The organism is Bradyrhizobium sp. 61 (assembly GCF_023073075.1).
In the GTDB taxonomy this organism is placed as follows: Bacteria; Pseudomonadota; Alphaproteobacteria; order Rhizobiales; family Xanthobacteraceae; genus Bradyrhizobium; species Bradyrhizobium barranii.
The window spans coordinates 340,276-365,018 of sequence record NZ_JADPIU010000084.1 but is presented as its reverse complement, the minus strand read 5'-3'; the positions used below and the strand labels follow the sequence as shown (position 1 = coordinate 365,018).

The window sequence follows — 24,743 nt, the reverse complement described above, 5'->3', positions numbered from 1 at the left end:
GCAAGCACCAGTCCACCTAACTCCCGCGGATCGAGGGTCCCCTGTGCTCTCGTCATGGCCGGGCTTGCCACCAGCTTGTCTTGGCCATCCACGTCTGACTATTAGGACGGAAAGCGCGTGGATGCCCGGGACAAGCCCGGGCATGACGCCTGTTTGGGTGGAAGCAGAATGCCGAGGCGCCTCGAAGGTGAGTTTGACTACATTGTCGTCGGAGCCGGCACGGCCGGCTGCATCATCGCCAACCGCCTCTCGGCCGTATCAGGGAATCGCGTCCTCATTCTCGAAGCCGGCGGCGACGACAACTGGATCTGGTTCCACATTCCGGTCGGCTATCTCTTCGCGATCGGCAATCCGCGCTCGGACTGGATGTTCAAGACCGAGGCCGAGCCCGGTCTCAATGGCCGCTCGCTGGCCTATCCCCGCGGCAAGGTGATCGGCGGCTCTTCGGCGATCAACGCCATGATCTCGATGCGCGGACAGGCCGCCGATTACGACCACTGGCGCCAGCTCGGCATGACCGGCTGGGGCTATGACGACGTGCTGCCGCTGTTCAAGAAACTCGAAGATCACTTCCTCGGCGCGAGCGAGCATCATGGCACCGGCGGCGGCTGGCGCATCGAGGCGCCGCGGCTGTCATGGGCCGTTCTCGACGCCGTCGGCGACGCCGCCGAGGAGATGGGCATCAAGCGCATTCCCGATTTCAACACCGGCGACAACGAAGGCACCAGCTATTTCCACGTCAACCAGAAGCGCGGCCGGCGCTGGTCGTCGGCGCGCGGCTTCCTCAAGCCCGCACTGAACCGCCAAAATCTGCGGCTCGAGAAGAACGTGCTGGTCGATCGTCTCATCATCGAGCAGGGCCGCGCCGTCGGCGTACGCTTCATCCAGAATGGCGAGGTCATCGAGGCGCGTGCCAAGCGCGAGGTGATCCTCTCGGCAGGCTCCATCGGCTCGGTGCAGGTGCTGCATCGCTCCGGCATTGGTCCCGCCGACTGGCTGTCGCCGCTCGGCATCGACATCGTGATGGACAAGCCCGGAATCGGTCGCAACCTCCAGGACCACCTCCAGCAGCGCGCGATCTACAAGGTCGAGGGCGTGCGCACGCTGAACGAGACCTACTACAATTTGTTCCGCCGTGGCCTGATGGGGCTCGACTACGCCTTCCGCCGTCGCGGTCCGCTGACCATGGCGCCGTCGCAGCTCGGCATCTTCACCCGCTCCGACGCGACGCGCGCCCGCGCCAACATCCAGTTCCACGTGCAGCCGCTGTCGCTCGACAAGTTCGGTGATCCCCTGCACCGCTTCCCCGCGATCACGGTGAGCGCCTGCAATCTGCAGCCGACCTCGCGCGGCACGGTGCGGCTGCGCTCGGCGAGCGCGGACGAGAAGCCGATCATTGCGCCGAACTATTTGTCGACCGACGACGACCGCCAGGTCGGCGCAGACGCCATCCGGACCACGCGGCGACTGATGCAGCAGAAGGCGCTCGCCAAATATCGCCCGAGCGAATATCTGCCCGGCCCCACCGTCGGCGACGACGATGCCTCGCTCGCCAAGGCCGCCGGCGACATCGGCACCACCATCTTCCATCCCGTCGGCACCGCAAAGATGGGCGCGGCGAATGATCCGATGGCGGTGGTGGACGAGCGGCTGCGTTTCTACGGCCTGAGCGGCCTGCGCATTATCGACGCGTCGATCATGCCGACGATAACGTCAGGCAATACCAATACGCCGACAGCGATGATCGCCGAGAAGGGCGCGACGATGATTTTGGAGGACGCGAAGTAGCGTCCCGTCCCCATGATCAATCCACATCGCTTCTCCATTGGCCCCACTGACGCGCAGATCGCGATGCTGCAATGGGGCGAGAGCGGGAGGCCGCCCGCGCTGCTCGTGCACGGCACCGGTTTCGTCGCCGACGTCTGGGACGAGGTCGCGCGCGAGCTTGCATCGACCTGCACCGTTTACGCGCTCGACCGCCGCGGCCACGGCGCGAGCCACAAGCCCGATGCCTATCATTTCCTTGATTATGCCGAGGATGTCTGCCGGGTGATCGATGCGCTCGATCTGCGCGACATCTACGGCATCGGCCACAGCGCCGGCGCGACCGATCTCCTGCTCGCGACGAAACTTCGGCCCGGACGCTTCACGCGCCTGTTCGTGATGGAGCCGACCGTGATGGACCCGCGCGCGGCGCGGCCCGGAGGCTTGAGCGAAGACTCGCTCACCCGCGTCCAGGGCACGCTGCGCCGGCGGGCCGAATTCGACAGTGCCGACACCGTGTTCGAGCGCTACCGCACAGCGCCGGCGTTTGCCGATTGGACCGAACCATCGCTGCGGGCCTATGTGCGCCACGGCTTCGTGCCGCTGGAGAATGGCGGGGTTCGGCTTTGCTGCACGCCCGAGATCGAATTCGCAATCCTGCGTCCGATCTACGAGGCGATGGAGCAGGTTTATGTCGGCGATGTCCGCGGCAATCCGTTTGTCTCGCTCACCGAGATCGACTGCCCAGTGCGCGTCACCACCGCCGCGAAGTCGGGGCCGATCTACAAGGAGATGGCGCGACGCGCCGTGTCGCTGATTCCGCGTGTCAGCACGCTGGTCTTCGCGGGCGCCGGGCACTGCGTGGCGCAGGAAGTGCCGGAGCGCGTGGTGGCCGCCGTGCGGGAGTTCACAGAGTAGGTCTCGCGCCCCGGACGCGCTGCAGCGTGCAACGCTGCTGCGCAGAGCCGGGGCCCAGACAACCCGAGCCGCGTGGGTCCCGGCTCTGCGGCGCACCGCCATAACGCGTCGAAGACGCGCGTGAACGCGCTTTTGGGCGCTGCACCGCGTCCGGGACACGAGATCCCCACCTCACGAAAACGTCATCGTATCCGGGAATAAGCCTCCCCCTCCCTCAATCACCTCCCCGAAGCCCAATTCCGGGCGAGAGGAGACGTGCGATGAGCGGACACGATCACGGGGACGGCGTCAGCCGCCGCAAGGTGCTGGAATGCATGACCTGGGCCGGCACCGGGGTGCTCTGGACCATCACGGGCGGCGTGCCGCGCTCGCTCGGTATCATCGATTCCGCGCAGGCCGCCACGGCAGCCGCGCCCGGCATGACCTTCCTCCAGATCAGCGACAGCCATGTCGGCTTCGACAAGCCGGCGAACCCCAACGCGCTCGGCACGCTGGAGGAGGCCATCAACAAGATCAACGCAATGCCGGCAAAACCCTCCTTCATGATCCACACCGGCGACATCACGCACCTGTCGAAGGCCGCCGAGTTCGACAATGCCGACCGCATCATCTCGCAGAGCAAGCTCGACGTGCACTACGTGCCTGGCGAGCATGACTTTCTCGACGAGGAGGTGAAATTCTATCGCGAGCGTTACGGCCGCGGCACCAAGGGTGCAGGCTGGTATTCGTTCGACGCCGGCGGCGTACACTTCATCGGCCTCGTCAACGTCGTCGACCTCAAGGGCGGCGGTCTCGGCAATCTCGGCGCCGAGCAACTCGCCTGGCTCGAGGACGATCTGCGCGGCAAGTCGAAATCGACACCGATCGTGCTGTTCGCGCATATCCCGCTCTGGACGGTCTATCCCGAATGGGGCTGGGGCACCGAGGACGGCGGCCGCGCGCTGGAACACGTGAAGGGTTTCGGCTCCGTCACCGTGCTGAACGGCCATATCCATCAGGTGATGCAGAAGGTCGAGGGCAACGTCACTTTCCACACCGCGCGCTCGACTGCGTTCCCGCAGCCGGCGCCGGGGTCCGCGCCCTCGCCCGGACCGATGAAGGTCGAGGACGCAAAGCTGCGCGGCATGCTCGGCGTCGCCAGCATCAACTTCAAGCAGAACGAGCAGCGGCTCGCGATCATCGACACGCCGCTGCAGGGTTGATCCAAGATTGAACGGAAAAAGGCTGAACGGAAGCTGACAATGAAAACACTCAATCGCCGCGACTTCGGTGTCGCCGTGGTCGCGGCCATCCTCTTGCCCGCAACGACGGCCCGTGCCGACGACGACGACATGGAAGTGCATATCGACAATTTCGTTTTCCAGCCGGCCGAGTTGAAGATCAAGCTCGGCACCACCGTGACCTGGACCAACCGGGACGACATCCCCCACACCGTGGTGTCGGCCGGCAAGTTCAGGTCCAAGGCCCTGGACACCGACGACAAGTTCTCGTTCACCTTCACCAATGCGGGCGACTACAAATATTTTTGTTCGTTGCACCCGCACATGACGGGGATGATCAAGGTTGAGTAACGTCTCAAACCAAGGCATCAACGTCTTGCCCGGCCGGTGGTCCCACGCCGGCCGGGCTCGTGTGCCTTCCGTCACACACGGGGACGAAACAAACAGGGACGAAACAACGCGACGCGCAGAACAAGAGGCAAAGCGAGGAGCGATGCCCGCCAACGACGATTTGCAGAAGGCGCAGCGCTTCCGCGAAGCCGCGCTGCCCTATCTCGACGACGTCTACACGCTCGCGCGCTATCTGCTGCGCGATGCCTCCGACGCCGAGGACGCGGTGCAGGAGTGCTATCTGCGCGCGCTGAAGCACTTTGACAGCTATCGCGGGCCGGCGATGAAGCCCTGGCTGTTCGCGATCCTGCGCAATGTCTGCAACGCCGAATATGCGCGGCGCGCGCACAGGCCCAGCGCGATCGAGGATACGCCCGGCGCCGCCGAGCAGACGCCGATCTGGCAGGAGAGCGAGGCGAGCCCCGAGACCGAGGTGCTGCGCAGCCGCGATGCCGGCGCCATCCGCAAGTTGATCGACGCGCTCGCCGAACCGTTCAAGGAAACATTCGTGCTGCGGGAGATCAACAACCTGTCCTATCGTGAAATCGCCGAGGCCGTCGGCGCCCCCGTCGGCACCGTGATGTCCCGCCTCGCCCGCGCCCGCGCCATGCTGCGCGCGGCCTGGACGGCGGAAGAGGAGCACTCGAGATGACCTGCGACGAAGCAAAAATCCTGCTTCACGCGCTGCTCGACAACGAGCTCGATGCCGGCCACGCGCGCGAGGTCGAAGCCCACATTGCCAGCTGCCCGGACTGCGCCGCGGAGTTTGCCGCGCAACGCGAGATGCAGCGCGTGCTCGCCGACACCGATTTGCGCTATGCCGCGCCGGCTAGCCTGCGCGCCCGGATCGAAGCCTCGCTGCCACAGCCGCAGCGCCGGCAACCGACCCGCCGCTCCGTGCTGCGCGGCTTTGCGATGGGCTCGGCCGTCTCCGCGCTCGCCGCCTCCGGCGTCGTCGCCGTGGTGCTGCGCCAGGACGACCAGCAGCGCATCCTGTCGGAGGTCGTCTCCGCGCATCTGCGCTCGCTTCAGGCCGGCCATCTCATCGACGTGGTCTCCACCGACCAGCACACCGTGAAGCCGTGGTTCAACGGCAAGCTCGACGTCGCCCCGCCCGTGATCGATCTCACCGCGCAAGGCTTCACGCTGGTCGGCGGCCGGCTCGACTATATCGACGCCCGCGCCATCGGCGCCGTCGTCTACAAGCGCCGGCAGCACGTGATCAATTTGTTCGTATCGCAGACATCGAACGCGGAATATCGCGCGCCGAAGACCGAGACAATGCAGGGCTTCAACTGCCGCCGCTGGGGCAATCGCGGCCTGAACTTCTGGGCCGTCAGCGATATCGGCGCCGACGAGCTCGCCGAATTCGTCGACAAGTTCGAGGCGGCGATGAAGGCGAATGTGGAGGGGTAGCTGAAACCAGCGTCATTGCGAGCGGAGCGAAGCAATCTAGCCCGCATCCGCAGAGGCATACCGGATTGCTTCGCTTCGCTCGCAATGACGATTGCTGAGATAGATCGGCGAATTTACGCCGACCGCCGCACCGCGTTGTCCACCAGCGTCTTGCCGAGCGACCAGATCGCGCCGGGGACCTTGTGGCTGCCGGCGATGACGTCGTCGAAGGCGCGCTCGATCCAGCCGCAGTCTTCCTCGGTGATGGTGAGCGGCGGCAGCAGCTTGATGGTGTGGCTGCCGTGACCGGCGACTTGCGTGAGGATCTTGTGGTCCTTGAACAGCGGCACGGTGATGAGCTGGCAGAACAGGCCCTTGTTGGCAGCTTCCAGCACGTTCCAGGACGCCCGCAGCCGCAGCGACTTCGGCGGGCCGAACTCGACGCCGATCATCAGGCCCTTGCCGCGCACTTCCTTCATCAACTCGTAGCCGGGCACCATGCGGGTCAGCGCGAGGCGCAGCTCGGCGCCGCGCTTGGCGGCGGACTCGATCAGCTTCTCGGACTCCATGACGTCGAGCGTCGCGATGCCCGCGGCCATCGCCAGATCGTTCTTGGAGAAGGTGGAGCCGTGCACCACGGCGCGGTCCATCTGATTGAAGATCTTGTCGAAGATGCTCTTGCGCGTCAGCACGGCGCCGACCGGCACGTGTCCGCCGGACAGCGACTTCGACAGCAGCACCATGTCGGGCTCGACGTTCCAGTGCTCGACCGCCAGGAAGCGGCCGGTGCGGCCCATGCCGGTCTGGATCTCGTCGGCGACGAACAGCGTGCCGTATTTCTTGCAGAGTGCGGCAGCGCCCGGCAGGAACTCGTCGGTGGGCATGTTGACGCCCTTGCCCTGGATCGGCTCGACGACGAAAGCCGCGACCTCGCGCGAGGCCAGCGCCTTTTCGAGCGCGGCGAGGTCGTTGAACGGAATCGAGGTGCAGCCGGGCAGCAGCGGCTCGAAGCCGGTGCGGAAGTTCGAATCACCTGTCAGCGACAGCGCGCCGTAGGTCAGGCCATGATAGCCGTGGGCGCAGTAGACGATGCCGGGACGGCCGGTGGCGCCGCGCGCGAACTTGATCGCGGCTTCGACGCATTCGGCGCCGGAATTGGCGAAGAACGCCTTGTCGAGATAGGGGACGTATTTCAGCAGCCGCTCGGCGAGCACGCCGGCGAGCACCGAGACGTCGAACTGGACCAGATTGGGCAGGTCGGCATCGAGCACGCTCTTGAGCGCCTCGCGCATGACAGGGTGATTGCGCCCGATCGCGAACACGCCAAAGCCGGACAACAGGTCGAGATAGCGCGCCCCCTCGCGATCGTAGAGGTACTGCCCCTGCCCCTTCTGGAAGCCGACATCGTAGCCGATGGTCTTGAGAACCCGAACGAACTGTTCGTTCAGATACCGATTATGCAGGGTGCTGCGCTGGGCCTGACGGTCCGCGAATAGCTGAGACATGTCTGGATTTGGGCTGTGCATCCGCTACATACTTCGCTTGAGGGCCGGCTCGTCAACTGAAAAGGGACCGTTACCGAAAACGGTCTGTGCGGCCTTTTGCCCTTTTTCGGACCATCTTCGCAAGCACAGCTTTAAACCATGTTGCACTGCCAAGGAACTATCATGCGTTTAGCCCTTTACACCGGACTAATACTGGCTGGTGGTTACACCTGCCTGACACCCGCGCTCGCCGCCGATCCCACCGGCGACTGGCGGGTCGCCGACGCCGTCGCCAACATTCGTGTCGCCCAATGCAATGGCAGCATGTGGGGCGCGGTTTCCTGGGAAAAACAGCCCGGCGGCCGCGATGAATACAATCCGGATGCGTCGAAAAAGACCAGGCCGACGCTGGGCATGGCGACCCTGATCGACATGAAGAAGAAGCCCGGCGTCGATCAGTGGGAAGGGCAGGTCTACAACGCCAAGGACGGCCAGCTCTACAGCGCAACCATCACGACCGTCGGCACCGACCAGCTCGAAATCAAGGGCTGCGTGATGGGCTTCCTCTGCGGCGGCGAGACCTGGACCCGCGTCGCCCCGCCGATTCCTTTGAGCACCGCCAACGCCATGGCCAAGGGCGCGCCGAAGCCCACCGGCGCGGCGCCGAAAGCCCAAGGCAACAACGGCGGCACCACAACAGCCGGCACGACCGGCGCCAGCGCCACAGCGCCGGCCCCTGCCCCCGCAGCCCAGAAGACCGCCACCACCACCGCCAAGCCCGGTCAGAAGAACGCCGCCGACCCGGTCGGCGACATCTGCCTACTCCCTGAGATTGCGGGGTTTGCCCATTAGGGCCGGCTGGAACAGCAGCACTGCGGCAAGCGTCGTCACCAGCGAGAGTGCGAGCAGCTTGCCCATGCTGGACGTTCCGGGGTGGCTCGACAGCCACAGGCTGCCGAACGCGGTCGCCGTCGTCAGCGCACTGAAAAAGATCGCGCGCGTCAGGCTGGTCTGGAGCAGGTTTGTCCTGCCAGAGCGCCAGGCCACGACATAATAGATCTTGAAGGCGACGCCGACGCCGAGCAGCAGCGGGAACGCGACGATGTTGGCGAAGTTGAGCGGCAGGCCGATCAACACGCAGATTTCGAGCGTGACCGCGCCGGCGACCAGCAGCGGCACGAGCGTCATCAGCACGTCGACGAACCGCCGCAGCGTGATCCAAAGCAACAGGCCGATCACCAGCAGCGCGTAGATGCCGGCGTGGATGAACGCCTTCACCACGGTGTCACCGGATTTCAGGATCGAGACCGGCCCGCCGATCGCGGTCGGCTCGGCAGCGAGCACGGCCGCTGCAAACTTGCGCAGCGTGTCGTTGTCATTGGGATCGCCCTTCGGCTGCGCCTCGACGCGGATGATCCCGTCCTTGCTCTTCCAGGCGCTGACGAGCTCGGGGGGCAGTGAGGCCAGGGTGACCGGCCCGGCCTGCATCGCGTTCCTGAGCTGGTCGAACGCGATCTTCAGCGGCGTGACGAACACGTCCTGCGCCTTGTTCCGCGTGGCCTCGTCGCCATTGGCGAGCTTTTCGAGCGCGTCGGCCAGCCGGCGCGAGGCGACGGCGCCCGGGCCCTTCGTGTCACCGGCGGTCCGGCGCAGATTGTCGACCGAGGATTTCAACGCCTCGACGTTTTCCTTGTCCGTTGGCGCAGCGTCGACCTGGTCAGGATTGAGCGCGGGGTTGAGCACCTTGGCGCCCTGCGCGAGCAGCTTCAGCTTTGGCGCCTGGTCGGTCGGCACGAAGCTGTCGAGCGACATCACGCGCAGCACCTCCGGCACCTTCTCCAGCTTCGCCTCGACCTGCCTCGCCTGCTCCTCGGACGTGGTCATCACGTTGATGGCATTGGCGCCGGTGTTCGGATCCTTGCGCAAATCGAGGAAGGTCGCGATCGACTCGGCCTTCGGGTTGCGCAGGTTCATCGGGTTGAAGTCGAACTTCAGGAAGTAGAGCAGCGGCAGGCCGGCGAGCGCCAGCAGCAACGTGCCGCCCACGACCAGCACACGGTGCTTCTCCAGAAAGTAATCGAGCGGCGCCAGGAAGGCATAACCGACGGGCTCCTGCTCACCGGGCGGGTTCAACAGCTTCAGCATTGCGGGCAGTACGGTGATGCTGGAGAGGAACGCCACCAGCATGCCGACGCCGGCGATCTGGCCGAGCTCGGAGATGCCCTTGTAATCGGTGGGCAGGAAACAGAGGAAGCCGGCGGCGGTCGCCATTGCCGCCAGCGACAGCGGCACCGCGGAGCGCTTGGCGGCAAGCACCAGCGCGCCGGAGAGATCGTTGTGCTTGTAGCGCTCCGAGCGGTAGCGGACGCTGTACTGGATACCAAAATCGACGCCCAGTCCCACGAACAGCACGGCGAACGCGATCGACAGCAAATTGAACGAGCCGACCATCATCAGGCCGGCAGCGGTCGTCAGCGCAAGGCCGACGAAGAGATTGACGAACACCGCGAAAATGATCTTCGACGAGTGCAGCGCCATCCACAGGATGAGCAGCACGACCAGCACAGTCCCGACGCCGTTGACGACGGCGCCTTCCTGGACGGTGGCGTATTCCTCGTTGGCGATCGGGACCGGACCGGTCAGTCGCACTCGTGCCTGGTACTTGTTCGCAAAATCCAGATCAACTGCCGCCTTGCGGATCGCGTCGGTGGCGCCCTTGCCGGGCTCCAGCGCGTTGTAGTCCAGGATCGGCTTGAACTCGATGAAGGCGCGCTTATCGGAATCCGTCAGCGGCTCGTCGCTGACGAGCTCACGCCAGGAGAAGCTCGCTTTGCCCTTGTTGAGCACGGTCTCGACCGTTTGCGCGATCTGATTGAAGGGCCGCGCGGTATTGTCGAGCTTGACCTGGCCGCGCTTGACGCCGGCAAGTCCCGTCTCCAGCGCGCCGGTCAGGCCGCGGATCGAGGGATCACCGGCCATGATCTCGACCAGGGGCGCTGCGGATTCGAACTGGCTGGTGATCTTGCCGACCTCTTCGGTCGGCAGGAACAGCAAGCCGTTCTTCTCAAAGAACTCGCCGGTGCCGAGCTGCTGCATCGACTGGAAGTCGGTCTTGTTGTCCTTCAGCTTGGCGAAGAGCGCATCCGCTGCCGCGGTCGCCATCTCCGGCGTCCTGGCCTCGACGACCGCGAGAATCGTCGCGTCGCGGTCGAAGGCACGGTCGAATTGCTGGTCGCGCTGGCGCCAGTCCAAATTCTGGGCAATCAGCGAATTGATGTCGGTGTTGATGGCGAAATGCTTAGACGTGTAATAGCCCGCCCCGACCGAAAGCAGGAGCCCGAGAACGACGACGAGGGAGGCAAACCGGGTGCAGGCCCTGACGATGGCAACGACTACGCTTTGCAGCATCTTTTCTTTCTGCGGTTAACAGCTTGCCGGAAACGCCCGCTGTTTATCGGAGTTCCCCGGCGAAACCTATTGCTGTTTTGAGTGGTTCTCGCCGCACGAAGGTTCGAGGTAAACGGCGACAGACCTAGGCAAAATCATGCGGGGCGGTCGGTATAGCCGGTGACTTGAGGCGGGAAAGTGGCGAAGCGGTGAGCACAAATGTCGCCATTTTGCTCAGAGCGCATGCCCTATTATAATACCGCGGATGCGCACGGTAACGGAACCAGGGTTTCATCCGGTCTTTCCTTTTTGCCGATTTTTTGACACAAAGTGCTGTGCCTCCATGCGCCGGGGCCCAGGTAGGGTGGGCGGTTACCGCGTGCGCGAAACCAATGGTGCGGTTATTGCAACTCATTGGACAGTATCGAAGTGCCGCCGGGGACTTGAGAAGCGGATTGGTGCAAATTGCGTGATGGGCGTCCTATGGAAGTTTATCTAGCGCAGCCGCGCGGCTTTTGCGCGGGCGTGGTGCGTGCGATCGAGATCGTGGAACGGGCGCTGGAGAAGTACGGCCCGCCCGTCTACGTGCGCCACGAGATCGTGCACAACAAGTACGTGGTCGAGAGCCTGAAGAACAAGGGCGCGATCTTCGTCGAGGAACTGTCCGAGGTTCCGCCGAAAGCCGTGACCGTTTTCAGTGCCCATGGCGTCGCCCGCAGCGTCGAGGAAGAGGCTGCCGCGCGCGACCTTCCGGTGCTCAATGCCACCTGCCCCCTGGTCACGAAAGTTCACAATCAGGGGAAACGCTACATCTCCAGGGGCCGCACCCTGATCCTGATCGGCCATGCCGGCCACCCCGAGGTCGAGGGCACGATGGGCCAGGTTCCCGCCCCGGTGCTGCTCGTCCAAAGCGTTGAAGAGGTTAAGGCCTTGACGCTGCAGGCAGATACGCCAGTGGCCTACATCACCCAGACCACCCTGTCGGTCGACGACACCAAGGACATTATTGCGGCCCTCCAGGCCCGCTTTACAGATATTCAAGGCCCGGATATCCGGGATATCTGCTATGCGACACAGAACCGCCAATCTGCGGTAAGGGACTTGAGCAAGCTGGTCGACGTGATCTTGGTGGTGGGCGCTGCCAATAGCTCGAACTCGAACCGGCTCCGCGAAATCGGCACTGAGGCCGGCGTCGCGAGTTATTTGATTGCCGACGGCAGCGCGCTCAATCCGGAGTGGTTGAAAGATGCCAAGAGCGTCGGCGTCACGGCCGGCGCTTCGGCGCCTGAGGTACTCGTGGATGACGTGATCGAAGCGATGCGGCGGATCGGACCAGTCAAGGTCTCGGTGCTGCCGGGCCGCGAGGAAAACATCGAATTCCGGCTTCCGGCCGAACTGGCTGCGAGCTGACCCACCCGAATTCCTAGCCCAGAAAGAAACTTGTAATGGCTATCCCCTTCTTCAAGGAAATGCGTATCGGCGGCTATTTGCTCAAGCAGAAACTGCTTGGCCGCAAGCGCTATCCGCTCGTGCTGATGCTGGAGCCGCTGTTCCGCTGCAACCTCGCCTGCGTCGGCTGCGGCAAGATCGATTATCCGGATGCGATCCTCAACCGCCGCATGACCGCCCAGGAGTGCTGGGACGCGGCCGACGAGTGCGGCGCGCCGATGGTCGCCATTCCCGGCGGCGAGCCGCTGATCCACAAGGAGATCGGCGAGATCGTGCGTGGCCTGGTCGAACGCAAGAAGTTCGTCTCGCTCTGCACCAACGCGCTGCTGCTCGAGAAGAAGCTCGACCTGTTCACGCCCTCCCCGTACCTGTTCTTCTCGGTGCATCTCGACGGCCTGAAGGACCATCACGACAAGGCCGTGTCGCAGAAGGGCGTGTTCGACCGCGCCGTCTCCGCGATCAAGGCGGCCAAGGCGCGCGGCTTCACCGTCAACGTCAACGCCACCATCTTCGACGGCCATCCGGCCGAGGAGATCGCGAAATTCCTCGACCTCACCGTCGAGCTCGGTGTCGGCGTCTCGATGTCGCCGGGCTATGCCTATGAGCGTGCGCCGGACCAGGAGCACTTCCTGAATCGCACCAAGACCAAGAAGCTGTTCCGCGACGTCTTCGCGATGGGCAAGGGCAAGAAGTGGAACTTCATGCATTCCGGCCTGTTCCTGGACTTCCTCGCCGGCAACCAGGAATACGAGTGCACGCCGTGGGGCATGCCCGCGCGCAACATCTTCGGCTGGCAGAAGCCCTGCTATCTGCTCGGTGAAGGCTACGCAAAAACCTTCAAGGAGCTGATGGACACCACCGACTGGGAAACCTACGGCACCGGCAAGTACGAGAAGTGCGCCGACTGTATGGCCCATTGCGGCTACGAGCCGACGGCTGCGACCGCTGCCATCAGCCACCCGCTGAAGGCGATGTGGGTGTCGCTGCGCGGCATCAGGACCACGGGCCCGATGGCGCCCGAGATCGACATGACCAAGCAGCGTCCGGCGCAGTACATCTTCTCGGCGGAAGTGCAGAAGCGCCTGTCGGAGATCCGCAAGGACGAAGCCGCCGCCGCGCAGGAGAAGGCCGCGCGGAAGGCGTCGACCGCCGCGTAGTCACAACGCAGTCCTGTAGCCCGGATGGAGCGAAGCGAAATCCGGGACGGTCCTCCGTATTGCAAAACCCCGGATTGCGCTCCGCTCCATCCGGGCTACGGACACAAAAACAAAAGGCCCGGTCGCGCGACCGGGCCTTTGTCTTTTACTGAATCGAGGAAGTCGCTCAGGCCGCCTTGGAGACCAGGGCCTCGCTGTCGACGAGCTCGGTGCCGATCAAATAGTCGCGGCAGCCGCGCAAGCTACGCAGCGCGCGGTTGAAGTCGATGCCGGTCGAGACCAGCGCATGCAGCGTGGTCGGATTGCGCACGATGCCACGGAGCACGGCGGCGAGATCAATCTGGCCGTTCGGCTTGATGGCGGCGCGGGCGAGCGCCGGCAGCGCGCGATGGGCGGGATCGCTGATGACGCGGACCGCGGCAAAGGGCAGCCCCGCCTCGGCGGCGTAGGCGGCCGCGATGTGGCTCTCCATGTCGACGGCGGAGGCGCCGGTTTCCGAATGCAGCGCCGCCTTGCAGGACCGCTTCGTAACCACCTCCTCGGCGCCGGCAAGGCTGCCGCGCACCACGCGGCGGCGGCCCGACGTCAGGCGGTCGATCAGGTCGTCGCCGAGCGACAGGCCCGCGGCCCAGCGGGTATCGCCGGAGAGCACCTCGGTCGCCAGCACGACGTCGCCGGAGCGCAGCGTCGGGTCGAGCCCGCCGGCCACGCCGAACGAGATCACGCCGCGAATCGTCTCGGGATCCACCACCGTCAGCAGCGCCCGCAACTGGGTCGGGCTGCTCGACGAGCAAATGACCGCCATTCCGGGCCCAGCCGCGATACGGGCCTCCTGAACCAGTCCAGTCACGATCAATATCGGCCGCGGGTCGATGGCATTACCCACGGTCAGATAGTCCCCCGTCCCCAAAGTCACATCCCGACCCCTACCACCCTGCTGTTGGTGTTCCGCAAGTTCCGATACCGCGCCAACGCCCACAGCGGGAAGAACTTCGGGTAACCGTGATAACGCAGATAGAATACACGAGGAAAGCCTGTGGCGGTGTACCGCTGCTCGTCCCACAGTCCTTTTTTGTTCTGTGTTGCAATCAGGTACTCCACCCCGCGGGCGACGGCCGGGTGATCAACCTCGCCAGCAGCCATCAGGGCAAGCAAGGCCCATGCCGTTTGCGAGGCGGTCGAGGGAGACGCCTCCCAGCCCTTGTAGTCGAGACGGTAGCTGACGGCGGCCTCGCCCCAGCCGCCGTCCTTGTTCTGGATCGAGGCCAGCCAGTCGGCGGCTTTCCGAATCATCGGGTCGTTATGGCGGACGCCGGCCATGTTGAGGGCACAGAGCACCGACCAGGTTCCGTAGATGAAGTTCATGCCCCAGCGGCCGTACCAGGACCCCTCCGGGTGCTGGGTCTTCCTGAGGTAGGCGACCCCGTCGGCCACATGCTTGCTGGACTTCTCGGTCTCGCCGAGCTGGGCCAGCATGGAGATGCAGCGCGCGGTGACGTCCTCGGTCGGCGGATCGAGCAGCGCGCCATGATCCGAGAACGGGATGTTGTTCAGATAGTATTCGAGGTTGTTGACGTCGAAGGCGGCCCAGCCGCCGTCGTCGCTCTGCATGCCCTCGATCCACTCCCGGCCGCGGTCGATCGCGGCGTCATAGCCGGTCGCACCGTGCTCGCGTCGCATGCGGTCCATCGACATCACCACCACCGCGGTGTCGTCGAGATCGGGATAATAGGCATTGTTGTACTGGAAGGCCCAGCCGCCCGGGCGTACGTCGGGCCGCTTCACCGCCCAGTCGCCCTTCACCTCGAGCTCCTGCTTCGGGATCAGCCAGTCGAGGCCCTGCTTGGCCGCAGGCACGGCTATGTCACCGCCGGCTTCCAGCAGCGCGTGGGCGGTCAGCGTCGTGTCCCACACCGGCGAGACGCAGGGCTGGCAATAGGCCTCGTCGCCGTTGAACACGAGCAGCTTGTCGATGCCGCGGCGCGTGACCGCGCGCGGCGGATAATTCTCGTCCTTGCCGAGCGCGTCATACATCATGACGATGTTGGCCATCGGCGGATAGATCGCGCCCATGCCGTCCTCGCCGTTGAGCCGCTCCTCGGTGAAGGCGAGCGCCGCGTCGATCGCGCGCTGCCGCAGGCTCTTCGGAAACATCGGCTCGATCACGCGCAAAATGCCGTCGAGCGCGCGGAACAGCACGAACCAGGCCATGCTCTGGTGCGGCGCCTTCGCGGTCATGCCGATCGAGCGCGGATCCTGGAGAAACAGCTCGTCGATCCCGACGCCCTTGGGATTTTTCGCCAGCGGCTTCAGCGCGGCAAGAACCATCAGCGGCACCATGGTGGTGCGGGCCCAGTAGGAAATCTTGTTGATGTGGAACGGCGACCAGAACGGCAGCAGCACGATCTCGATCGGCAGCACCGGCACCGCGCGCCAGGTCATCACGCCGAACATCGCAAGCAGGAAGCGCGTGAAGACGTTGCTGTTGATTGCGCCGCCGCGGGCATGGATCGCCTCGCGCGCACGCACCATGTGCGGGGCGTCGACGGAATCGCCGATCATCTTGAGCGCGAAGTAGGACTTCACGCTCGCGCTCATGTCGAACTCGCCGTCATGCACGAGCGGCCAGCCGCCATGGGCGCCCTGCACGCGGCGGAGATAATTGCCAATCTTGGCCTCGAGCACGGCGTCCACGGGTTCTGCGAGATAATGGCGCAGCAGGACGTATTCGGCCGGAATCGTGCAGTCGGCCTCGAGCTCGAACACCCAATGGCCGTCGGATTGCTGGAAGCCGAGAACGCCTTGCGTCGCCGACGCAATGCTCGATTCCAGGACGCCCGATTCCAAGGCTTCGCGGCTGGTCGCGTTCACGGCATCCATGTCGCTCGATTGCTCCGATAGTCGATTGAAGTTTGACCGGGACAATGCCCGTCAGGGCCGCTTTGCGGCCAAAACCAGATCGGCGGCGCGATCACCGGACCGCACCGATCCCTCGATGGTTGCAGGCAATCCCGTAGCAGTCCAGTCGCCGGCAAGAAACAGGTTTTTCAGCGCAGTGGCCGGCCCCGGACGCAGGGCATTCTGGGCCGGCGTGGCCGCAAATGTGGCACGGCGCTCGCGCACGATCTGCCAGGGGGGCAGCTCGCCGGACACCCCGCCCGCCTTGCAGACGTCGTTCCAGATCGCCTGCGCGAGTTCCTCGCGCGGCATGTCGACCAGGCGATCGCCATTGCTGATGGTCACGGAGAGCCGGTTCGGGAACGCGAACAGCCATTCCACGACGCCGCCGATCACGCCGAGGATCGGCGCCGAGCCCGGCGGCGGTTCAAAGCGGAAATGCGCGTTCACGATGGCGCGGAATTCGGTCGGCGTCTTCAGCCCGGGCAGCAGGCTCGCGGCGGCACGCGGCGGCACCGCCATCACGACGACATCGCCCTCACTGAGCTGGATCACATCCTCGCCGCCGAAATTCAGCGCGCTGGCCTTGCCGTCACCGGTCGTAAACGAACGCAGCTCATGGCCGAGCTGAACGGTGTGGCCACGCTCCTGCAAGAACTTCACGGCAGGCTCGATCAGCACGGCGCTCAAGCCGTCGCGCGCAATCAGCGGCCGGCACGCCTGTCCGCCGGCAAGCAGCGTCTCGCGCACGATCGCGCCGGCAAGCCCGGCCGAGCCCTCGGGCGGATCGACGTTGAGCGCCGCAAGCAGCAGCGGCTGCACCAGCCGCTGATACAGGATGCCTTCGCAGGGAATGGACTTGCCGACCAGCGTTTCCTCCGACGCCCAGATCAGCGGCGCCAGCTTGAGATAATCGCTGAGCCCGGTGTCGGGAACGCGGCGGCTCTCGTCGAGCACCCAGGTCGGCAGCCGGCCATCGCCAAGATCGATCTGCCAGCGCTGCCCGGTCTTGATGTCGACGAACGGAAACTGCGCGCGTTCGGGACCGACGAGGCCCGCCTCGGTGCCGATCGAGCGGGCATAGGCGCGCGCATGGCTGTTGCCCGACAGCAGCAGATGATTGCCGTTGTCGATGGTGAGATTGGTGGCGCCGTCGAAATAGGAACGGCAGCGGCCGCCGACCTGATGCGTCGCCTCGTGCACGGCGACCTTGAAGCCGGCATTGGCGAGCCGCACGGCGGCGGAGAGGCCGGAAATTCCAGCACCGATGATGTGAGCTGTCTTTTGCATCAGATGAAAGCGTAACGGAGCAGGATCAGGATGCGCGTGACCTTCGACACACGCACCGGCTCGCGCGGCGCGTTGAAGCCGCGCGCGATCAAGAGGTCCAGAATGGAATGGTAGTACTTCGACATGATCCGCGGCGCGCGCACGGCGCGGCGCTTGTTGCGGTTCATGATCTCGTCAGACTTCTCGAAATGCGCCTTCGCACGCTGCGTCAGCGGCTGGCAGACCTTCGGTAGCGCGCGCTCGGTGATCACGCGGTTCGGGTCGTTGGAGGTGATGCCGGCATGCAGCAGCGCCTCGCGCGGCAGGTAGAGCCGGCCGAGGCCAGCGTCCTCGTCGATGTCGCGCAGGATGTTGGTGAGCTGGAGCGCGCGACCGAGATGGTAGGCGAGCTGGATGCCGTCTTCCTCGGGCAGGCCGAACACCCGCACCGACAGCCGCCCCACGGCGCTGGCGACGCGATCGCAGTAGAGATCGAGCGTCGTCATGTCGGGCGCGCGGATGTCCTGCGGCACGTCCATCTCCATGCCGTCGACGATCGCAAGGAAATCCTCGCGCTTGAGGCCGAAGGTCTTCACCGAGGCGACGTAGTCCTTCAGCCGCGGCGGCGGATGGCCCTGATAGAGCGCGTCGATGTCGTTGCGCCACTCCTGAAGCGCGGCGAGCCGCTCGTCGCGCGGGCCGTCGGAGTCGGCGATGTCGTCGACCTGTCGGCAGAAGCTGTAGATCTGGAACATCGCTTCGCGCTGGTCATGCGGCAGGATGCGCATCGCAGCGTAGAAGGAGCTGTTCGATGCGGTCGAGCCGTAATTGGCGCTGGGCGAGGTCGCCTCAAGCGTCATGTGCAGTCCCCGGTCTGGAAATGGCCTTGCGTCCGATCGCGCGGCGGCCGACTTCGCCGATCATGCCGGCGACGCTGAAAATGAGAAGCTCGAACTTGTTCAGATGCACACGCTCGCGCAGGGGATCGCGCACCTTCAACAGACGCACGATACGATCGGCATAGGCCTGGATCACCGCGACGTCGACGCCGAGGCGGAAATCCCGGATATCCGCGCTCAGCGACCTGCCCTCGTCGAGCAGGGCTGCGTTGCGCACGGCGAGCGCCTGAAGGCAGGCCAGCATCGCCGGCGGCGACTGCGTCAGCCCCAACTGCTCGACCGAGGCGCCACTCGCGGCCAGCGCGTCGCGCGGCAGATAGACGCGATTGAGCTCGCGAAAATCCTTGCCGCAATCCTGGAGGTGGTTGTTGATCTGGAGCGCCGCACAGAGCGCGTCCGAGGCCGCCCAGGTCGACGTGCTCTCGCCGTGGACGTCGAGCATGAAACGGCCGACCGGCATCGCCGAGTAGCGGCAATAGTGGATGACCTCGTCCCAGTTCTCGTAGCGCAGCTTGGTGACGTCCATGCGGAACGCGATGAGCACGTCGAGCGCGTGGCGCGGCGCCATGCCTCGCTCGGCCAACGCCCGCCGCAGAATGACAGCTTCGGCCTGAGTGTCGCCCTCGCCGAGCAGTTCCGCCTCGAGCAGGTCGAGATAAGCGAGTTTCTGGTCGGGCGGCAGCGTCGCGTGATCCGCGATGTCGTCGGCGGTGCGGACGAAATTGTAGTACGCCAGGATCAGCGCACGATGGCGCGGATGAATGATCCAGGACGCGACGGGAAAATTCTCGTCGCGGTCACCCTTGCCGGATCGCAATTCGCTCGCAGAGGTCATCGAGGGCTGGTTTACAATCGTTTGGACAGGAAGGGCTTTTTCGCTCGCGCGGGCTCATGCCGACGATGCCGCCGCGGCCCCCATATAGGGGAATACGGCCGCAAAACCAATCCTGTCTCTCGATGGCTGCCCTTCCGGATCCGGCCCGAAAAGGCGGCCCCGGGGCCGCCCTTGGTAGGCCAGTGGCCGAGCTTACTGGTTGTGGGTCTTCAGGACCTGGTCGCAGGCCTGCGAGATCTTGGCCCGGTTCTCCTTGAGGCAGGCCAGGATGGTGAAATCGCCCTGGTCGATGACCGGGCGGCAGAACTTCTGCACATCGCGCGTGCAGGCCTTCTGTTCCGCGTCCGTGCCGCGTCCTGCCTGGGCGAATGCCGCCGTCGAAAGGGATGCCGACAGCAGGGTGAGAGCGACGAGAAGCTTACGCATTGTATTCCTTCATTCTGACGGCAGAACCACACCGATCCCGGACAGCAAAGGGCGGACGACCGGAACGGATTGTTCTGATGGCAAGTCGCCGCGGAACGTGCGGCCTCGGAGAAGGCACAAGCACTGGCAAATGCGGCCAAATTGGCGCCACAGCCACCAAATCAGGTCTTCCCTCGCTCTTCATTGGCAGATGTAAGAGATTGATACTACGTCATAATTCTGGCACACCGCGTTTTGATGCGCACCTGTTGCAGAGCTGCATCTCTCCGCCCTGCTTTTGCCGCCAGAAACACACCGAAACAGAGAGAATCGCGCAGCCTGACCTGGCGCGAGGGCGTCGTGAACCGCCGTCCCTGGCCGTCAGGCTTTGAACCAGACACAGGCTCGGAACACTAAACTTTCGATGTGGCGAGACGTTCATCCTAAGCGAACGTCGTTCGAAAACGGGATATTCAAAATGCAATTCTTTGGGCGATCTGGACAGGCAATCAAGGCGGCCGGCATCGGGGCTGCGCTGCTCTTCTCAGTCTCGGCAAGCCATGCTCAGTCGTCCGGACCGTTTGCAGGTTTCGACGGTGCGTGGAGCGGCACCGGCACGGTGTCGCTGTCCGATGGCAGCACCGAGCGCATCCGCTGCAAGGCCGACTACAAGGTCGCCGGCACCGGTCTCAGCCTCAAGCAGGCCCTTCACTGCGCGTCCGACAGCTACAAGTTCGACCTCACCAGCGACGTGACGAGCCAGGGCGAGCGAATCTCCGGCAACTGGAGCGAGACCAACCGCAACATCTTCGGCAATCTCCAGGGCACCGCCGGCGGCGGCCAGATCGAGGTGTTCGTCGAGGCCAACGGCTTCGCCGCCAACCTGTCGCTGCGCACCAACGGCACCAAGCAGACGGTGCAGATCAGCTCGAAGGGCGAGATCCGCGGCGTCAACATCACGATGACGAAGGGCTGACGCCCTTCCCAGCGGATAAGGAACACGCCCCCGGTTCTCGCGAGCCGGGGGCTTTTTGCTGACATTGTTGCGGACATGGACCCAATTCGCAGACAGCTGCTCAAGGCCGCCGGGCTCTTCGTAACCAGCCGCGCCTTCGCCAATGACCAGCAGGGTACGAGCATGCAGCCTTCGTCGGTAAAACCGCGTCACGTGCTCTGCTTCCTCGGCAAGGACGAGAGCCTGCTGCATCCGCCGAAGGCGGTAGCCAAGACAATCGCGGATTTCAACTTCGAGATCGACCGCACCTATTCGCAAGCCAAGCCCGATCCGCACATGGAGCGGTCGTTCGGCGTGTGCTGGGACCGCGTCTTCCCGAAAGCCTGGTCTGCCGCGGACGAAGCGGCCGTGGCCAGCCACAAAGCGGTGCTCTATCTGCTGAGCCCGCCGCTGGAGCAGCAGAAGGCAGTCGCCTTTTCGGCAGCCGCCCTGCGCATCGTCGAGGAGATGATCGAGGCCGGTGCCACCGCCGTGAAGGGCGAAAGCGCCGGCGTTGCCCACGGCCTCGAGCGGTGGCGCAGTCTCGGCGATCAGGCACGCAAGGGCGCAAAGACCAGTCAGGGGCTTGGCATGACCCTCGCCGTCGCCAAGGCGTGTCGTCTTGCTTTCGCCAAGCGTCCGCTCGGCGGCGATCGCTATTACGAGACCGTCGGCTATCACCTCGTCGGCTTGCCGGAGATCTATGTCGCGAAATCGCGCGGCAACGAATGGTCGGCGGTGATGCTCATGGAGGAGCTTGCCAACGCCATGGCCGAGAGTGGCATCGAAGCGACGCTACGCGACCGCAAGCTTATGCTCTCGCGGGAGCAGGACTACGCCGAGGACGATTTCAAGTTCAATCCGTACGGGATCGTCCGGGTCGAGGCGTGAGCAAGGGGCGGCGTATGCCGCCGCCCGCTCAGATCGCGGGCTTGTCCGGGCCTTGCAGCTTGGCGTGCAGGTTGATCAGCCACATCGCCGTCGGCCGCAGGATGAAGAGATCGGCGACGAGCGCCATCACCATCGAGAAGGCGCTGAGCCAGCCGAACAGCCGCAGCGACGGCAGGTCGGAGAACACGGTGACGACGAGACCGCAGGCCAGCACCAGCGTGGTCAGGATCAATGCCGGGCCGACCAGCACGGTCGCGCGCTCCACCGCGAGCGCCGAACCGACGCCCGGCTTGCTCTCCAGCCTGAGGCGATTGAGGAAGTGGATCGTCGCGCTTAAGCCCAGGCCGAACGAAACGGTCAGCGCGACGACACTGGCAAATTGCAGCCCCTCGCCCATCGCCCACAGCACCGTTCCCGACATCACCACCGGGAAGATGCCCGGCAGGATACAGGCGAACATCACGACCCAGGAGCGGAAGGCAAGGCCGATGAAGATCGCGACGAGCGCGAATTCGACAGTGAGCCCGCGGTTGAGCTTCTCGATCATGCCGGCCGAGTTGCGCGCGGCAATCGCGGCAAGACCCGTTACCGCGATCTCGTAGCCGGGATGCTTCTTGCGGACGGCGTCAAGTTCGGAATCGAGCTTGTCGACGATCGGTAGCAGCTGACTGGAATCCTTGTCCGGCACGCGGCCTGCGACCACGACGGCGTCCTGCTCGGCGTCGATGAAGCGCCGGACCAGATGCTCGGGGATGACGTTGACATATTCCTTCAGCGTCGCGACGTCGGCGCTGCCGGCCTTGTCCGCGAGCCAGCGACGCAGGGTCTCGAGCGACCAGACGTTGCCGACACCGGCGGCTTTCTCGACGGTCGCATGCACGTCCGCGATGGTCTGGAGCGTCTCCGGCGAGTAGAGCGTCTCACCCTTGGGGAACTGGACCAGCACGTTGACAGGGTTGGCGCCGGTGAGCTTGGCATCGAGCCGGTCGCTGGCGGCAACCGCCTGGCGCTTGTCCGGCACCTGGTCGGCGAGCCGGTAGCGCGGCTCCAGATTGGCGTAGATGACGCCGAGGCCCGCGACGAACAACACCGCAATCAGGCTGAACAGGCCGGGACGACCCACCATGCGGACCGCGATCCAGTAGCAGAAATTACGCAGCGCCTGGACGCCGGCATCCGCGCTCTGGAACTTGGAAGCAAAGACTTTCTCGTTGCGCACCAACAGCACGCCGAACACCGGCACCAGCGACAACACCGCGACCAGCGCGATGATGGTGGCGGCCAAGCCCGCCTCGCCGAACTTGCGGATCAGGTCGGAGTCGGAGAACTGGAGCGCGATGAAGGAAATGCCGGCGGTGCCGTGCGTCAGCACGCAGGCTGGGCCCACCACCAGCACGGCGTTCTTGAACGCGGTGAACTTGTCCTGGCCTGCGATCAGCCGGTCGCGCGCAGCGAACGTCAACTGCATCGAGTCCGAGAAGCTGATCACCATGATGAGCGGCGTCATCACGTTCAGGAACATGTTGAGATTGAAATTGGCCCAGCCGAGCGCACCGAGCGCCAGCAGGATCGCAATCATCGGCGGGAACGCCGCCGCGACCATGAACGAGATCTTGCGGAAGAAGATGATGGCGATAACGCAGCCGGCGAGGATGCCGAGGATGTTGTAGGTCAGCCCGTCACGCTCGACCGCGTTGCGGATCTCGAGCTGCATCACCGGCACGCCGGAGAGCTGCACGTTGAGGCCGGTATTGCCGAGGTCTTCCTTCATCAGCGCCCGGATGTCGCCGACGGTCTTGGTCAGCTTGCTGGAGGCGACCACCTCCGGATCGAGCGACAGCACGATCAGCGCCAGCGTGCCGTCGTCCGACAACAGCTTGCCGCGGATGATCTCGTTGTTCTTGACGGTCTCGATGAACTTGTCATAGGCCGCGCCCTCGGGCAGTTCGGGCGGGAACAGCGCCGCCGGCAGCCTGCCCGGCGCCGGCGCCTGGCGCGCCGAGAACAGCGAAACCAGGCCACGCGTGCCTTCGACCAGCTGCATGTCGGTGACGAAGTCGCGCAGCTTCTCGAGGTTATTCCGTGCCAGGAGGGTCTTGCCCTCGACCACGACGAGGACGTCGAATTCCTCGGCCGGGAACTTCTTTGTCACCGCTTCATACTGGCGGAATTCCGGCGTGTTGGACCGGAACAGCTGCGACAGCGAATCGTCGATCTTGATCCGGTGAATGCCGAACACGGCACCGACGATCAGGGCGAGCAGAACGATGCAGGAGACGATCGGCGCCCGGACGGCGATCAGCCCGATGCGCTCGAGCCCGAAGGCGATCGAGGACGTCGGTCCCTGCTCGACCTTGTCGACATGAACCTCATTCTCGCGGTGCTTTTCGAGCATGCCTTGTCCAGTTCCTAATCGGCTCGGGTCTGTGAGCTTATTGCGTCCCGCGAACGGCTTGAAAATGCCATACAGATGGGAGGCTTGCCCTTTGAAAATGCGCGGAAAATCGCCGCGAGGGGTTTAGCAGGTCCAAACGCCCTCTCGCAAGCGCGCGCAAGCGCACAAATTGGATCAACATGCGGCGATTTCGACCCTTGATACCGGTCATTCCGGCCGGATCGTCCCGATTCGAGCGGGAGGATCGCCGCTCTCGTCTTTCAGCGCCACGCCGGTGGCCTCCCGCGCCAGCCCCTCGCGAACAAGCCAAGCGATTTTGAAGGCGGCCTCGTCATGGCTCAACCCGGCCTTGTGGACGTTCGAGACGCAATTGCGCTCGGCATCGGTGCGGCCCGGCTTCGGTGCGAAGGTCAGATAGGCGCCGAGGCTGTCGGGCGCGGACAGGCCCGGCCGCTCGCCGATCAGCGTCACCACCATGCGCGCACCGAGAATGGCGCCGATCTCGTCGCCGAGCGCGACGCGCGCGCCTGAGGCGACAACGACATGTCCAATCGCGACGTCGTTCCCTTCCGCAAGCAGCGGCAGCAGGCGAGACACCAGCGCCACCGCATGGGCGTGGACCGCGGCCGACGACAGGCCATCGCCGATCACGAGCGCGAGCTGGCACGGTTCCGAGGCATGTCGTGCCAACAATTCGACCGAGCCGGCATCGAGCTGTCGTCCCAGATCCGGCCGCCGCAAATAATCCCCGCGGTCGACCGCCTGGCTCCGCGCCTCGGTGACGATAAGGCCAAGCGCGCGGAGATCTGCGACCAGACGCGGCGCGTCGAACACTGCATGCACGGCATCGCGGGCGCGGGCATGGTCCAGCGTGAAATCCAGCAAGGCCCTTGTCGGTACGCTCGCGCCGCTGCGGCCGAGCGCGACGCGCGCGGGCGTGAGCGACCGCAGATCGAGGGTCGGGCGGCGCGGGACGGCCGGATCAGACATGTC

Annotated in this window: 21 protein-coding genes; 11 read left to right on the top strand and 10 right to left on the bottom strand. The window is 64.7% G+C overall.

The annotated features are described in order from the left end of the window. The first annotated feature begins 168 nt into the window (after positions 1–168). The 6 genes from IVB46_RS35150 to IVB46_RS35125 all read left to right on the top strand — a co-directional run bounded on the left by IVB46_RS35150 (position 169) and on the right by IVB46_RS35125 (position 5,708). Entirely contained in the window at positions 169–1,788 is a 1,620-nt protein-coding gene (locus IVB46_RS35150; protein ID WP_247308293.1) for a GMC family oxidoreductase N-terminal domain-containing protein, read from the top strand. A gap of 12 nt (positions 1,789–1,800) precedes the next feature. Then, entirely contained in the window at positions 1,801–2,682 is an 882-nt protein-coding gene (locus IVB46_RS35145) for an alpha/beta hydrolase (RefSeq protein ID WP_247308290.1), read from the top strand. A 260-nt stretch (positions 2,683–2,942) separates the two neighbouring features. Next, positions 2,943–3,884 carry a metallophosphoesterase gene (locus tag IVB46_RS35140; RefSeq protein ID WP_247308289.1) on the top strand — a complete coding sequence of 314 codons (942 nt, stop codon included), beginning with the start codon at positions 2,943–2,945 and terminating at the stop codon, positions 3,882–3,884. 39 nt (positions 3,885–3,923) lie between these two features. After that, the gene (locus IVB46_RS35135) at positions 3,924–4,253 is read left to right on the top strand and encodes a cupredoxin family copper-binding protein (protein ID WP_247308286.1); all 330 of its coding nucleotides are present in this window, start codon (positions 3,924–3,926) and stop codon (positions 4,251–4,253) included. 142 nt (positions 4,254–4,395) lie between these two features. Next, on the top strand, positions 4,396–4,944 hold the full coding sequence (locus IVB46_RS35130) for a sigma-70 family RNA polymerase sigma factor (RefSeq protein WP_028146963.1): 549 nt from the start codon (positions 4,396–4,398) through the stop codon (positions 4,942–4,944). Further along, positions 4,941–5,708, top strand: a complete 768-nt coding sequence (locus IVB46_RS35125; RefSeq protein WP_063984628.1) for an anti-sigma factor — start codon at positions 4,941–4,943, stop codon at positions 5,706–5,708. The genes IVB46_RS35130 and IVB46_RS35125 overlap by 4 nt, the downstream gene beginning before the upstream one ends. Before the next feature lie 113 nt (positions 5,709–5,821). Here the strand turns inward: IVB46_RS35125 and hpnO are convergent, their stop codons facing one another. Next, the gene (hpnO, locus tag IVB46_RS35120) at positions 5,822–7,213 is read right to left on the bottom strand and encodes an aminobacteriohopanetriol synthase HpnO (RefSeq protein ID WP_028146959.1); all 1,392 of its coding nucleotides are present in this window, start codon (positions 7,211–7,213) and stop codon (positions 5,822–5,824) included. 141 nt (positions 7,214–7,354) lie between these two features. Here hpnO and IVB46_RS35115 point away from each other — a divergent pair, with 141 nt between their 5' ends. Beyond that, a complete protein-coding gene (locus IVB46_RS35115; RefSeq protein ID WP_247308282.1) occupies positions 7,355–8,023 on the top strand; it encodes a DUF2147 domain-containing protein in 669 nt (222 codons plus the stop codon). Here IVB46_RS35115 and IVB46_RS35110 read toward each other — a convergent pair. Next, positions 7,991–10,579 carry an MMPL family transporter gene (locus tag IVB46_RS35110; RefSeq protein WP_247308278.1) on the bottom strand — a complete coding sequence of 863 codons (2,589 nt, stop codon included), beginning with the start codon at positions 10,577–10,579 and terminating at the stop codon, positions 7,991–7,993. The genes IVB46_RS35115 and IVB46_RS35110 overlap by 33 nt on opposite strands. 462 nt (positions 10,580–11,041) lie before the next feature. On the opposite strand from IVB46_RS35110, the gene ispH reads away from it, so the two are divergent. Continuing rightward, positions 11,042–11,968, top strand: coding sequence for a 4-hydroxy-3-methylbut-2-enyl diphosphate reductase (gene ispH / locus IVB46_RS35105; protein ID WP_247308275.1), 927 nt, complete (start codon positions 11,042–11,044; stop codon positions 11,966–11,968). Positions 11,969–12,003: 35 nt separating this feature from the next. Continuing rightward, positions 12,004–13,164, top strand: coding sequence for an adenosyl-hopene transferase HpnH (hpnH, locus tag IVB46_RS35100; protein ID WP_063984632.1), 1,161 nt, complete (start codon positions 12,004–12,006; stop codon positions 13,162–13,164). Positions 13,165–13,330: 166 nt separating this feature from the next. Here hpnH and IVB46_RS35095 read toward each other — a convergent pair whose 3' ends face one another. The 6 genes from IVB46_RS35095 to IVB46_RS35070 form a co-directional block, all read right to left on the bottom strand. Beyond that, the gene (locus IVB46_RS35095; protein ID WP_063984634.1) at positions 13,331–14,080 is read right to left on the bottom strand and encodes a phosphorylase; all 750 of its coding nucleotides are present in this window, start codon (positions 14,078–14,080) and stop codon (positions 13,331–13,333) included. Next, a complete protein-coding gene (gene shc / locus IVB46_RS35090) occupies positions 14,077–16,044 on the bottom strand; it encodes a squalene--hopene cyclase (protein ID WP_247308272.1) in 1,968 nt (655 codons plus the stop codon). The genes IVB46_RS35095 and shc overlap by 4 nt, the downstream gene beginning before the upstream one ends. 51 nt (positions 16,045–16,095) lie before the next feature. Continuing rightward, positions 16,096–17,352, bottom strand: a complete 1,257-nt coding sequence (gene hpnE / locus IVB46_RS35085) for a hydroxysqualene dehydroxylase HpnE (protein ID WP_247308270.1) — start codon at positions 17,350–17,352, stop codon at positions 16,096–16,098. Beyond that, a complete protein-coding gene (gene hpnD / locus IVB46_RS35080) occupies positions 17,352–18,191 on the bottom strand; it encodes a presqualene diphosphate synthase HpnD (protein ID WP_208085714.1) in 840 nt (279 codons plus the stop codon). Before hpnD ends, hpnE begins: the two co-directional genes overlap by 1 nt. Continuing rightward, a complete protein-coding gene (gene hpnC, locus IVB46_RS35075) occupies positions 18,181–19,065 on the bottom strand; it encodes a squalene synthase HpnC (RefSeq protein WP_247308268.1) in 885 nt (294 codons plus the stop codon). Before hpnC ends, hpnD begins: the two co-directional genes overlap by 11 nt. Positions 19,066–19,257: 192 nt before the next feature. Continuing rightward, on the bottom strand, positions 19,258–19,491 hold the full coding sequence (locus IVB46_RS35070) for a hypothetical protein (RefSeq protein ID WP_028143219.1): 234 nt from the start codon (positions 19,489–19,491) through the stop codon (positions 19,258–19,260). Between the two features lie 457 nt (positions 19,492–19,948). Between IVB46_RS35070 and IVB46_RS35065 the strand changes: the two genes are divergently transcribed. Next, positions 19,949–20,446, top strand: coding sequence for a hypothetical protein (locus IVB46_RS35065; RefSeq protein ID WP_028146949.1), 498 nt, complete (start codon positions 19,949–19,951; stop codon positions 20,444–20,446). Between the two features lie 75 nt (positions 20,447–20,521). Next, positions 20,522–21,355, top strand: a complete 834-nt coding sequence (locus IVB46_RS35060) for a hypothetical protein (RefSeq protein ID WP_247308266.1) — start codon at positions 20,522–20,524, stop codon at positions 21,353–21,355. Between the two features lie 28 nt (positions 21,356–21,383). Here IVB46_RS35060 and IVB46_RS35055 read toward each other — a convergent pair whose 3' ends face one another. Both IVB46_RS35055 and eutC read right to left on the bottom strand, forming a co-directional pair. Then, the gene (locus tag IVB46_RS35055) at positions 21,384–23,750 is read right to left on the bottom strand and encodes an MMPL family transporter (RefSeq protein ID WP_247308264.1); all 2,367 of its coding nucleotides are present in this window, start codon (positions 23,748–23,750) and stop codon (positions 21,384–21,386) included. A 207-nt stretch (positions 23,751–23,957) separates the two neighbouring features. Next, entirely contained in the window at positions 23,958–24,740 is a 783-nt protein-coding gene (gene eutC, locus IVB46_RS35050; protein ID WP_247344591.1) for an ethanolamine ammonia-lyase subunit EutC, read from the bottom strand. Between the last annotated feature and the right edge of the window lie 3 nt (positions 24,741–24,743).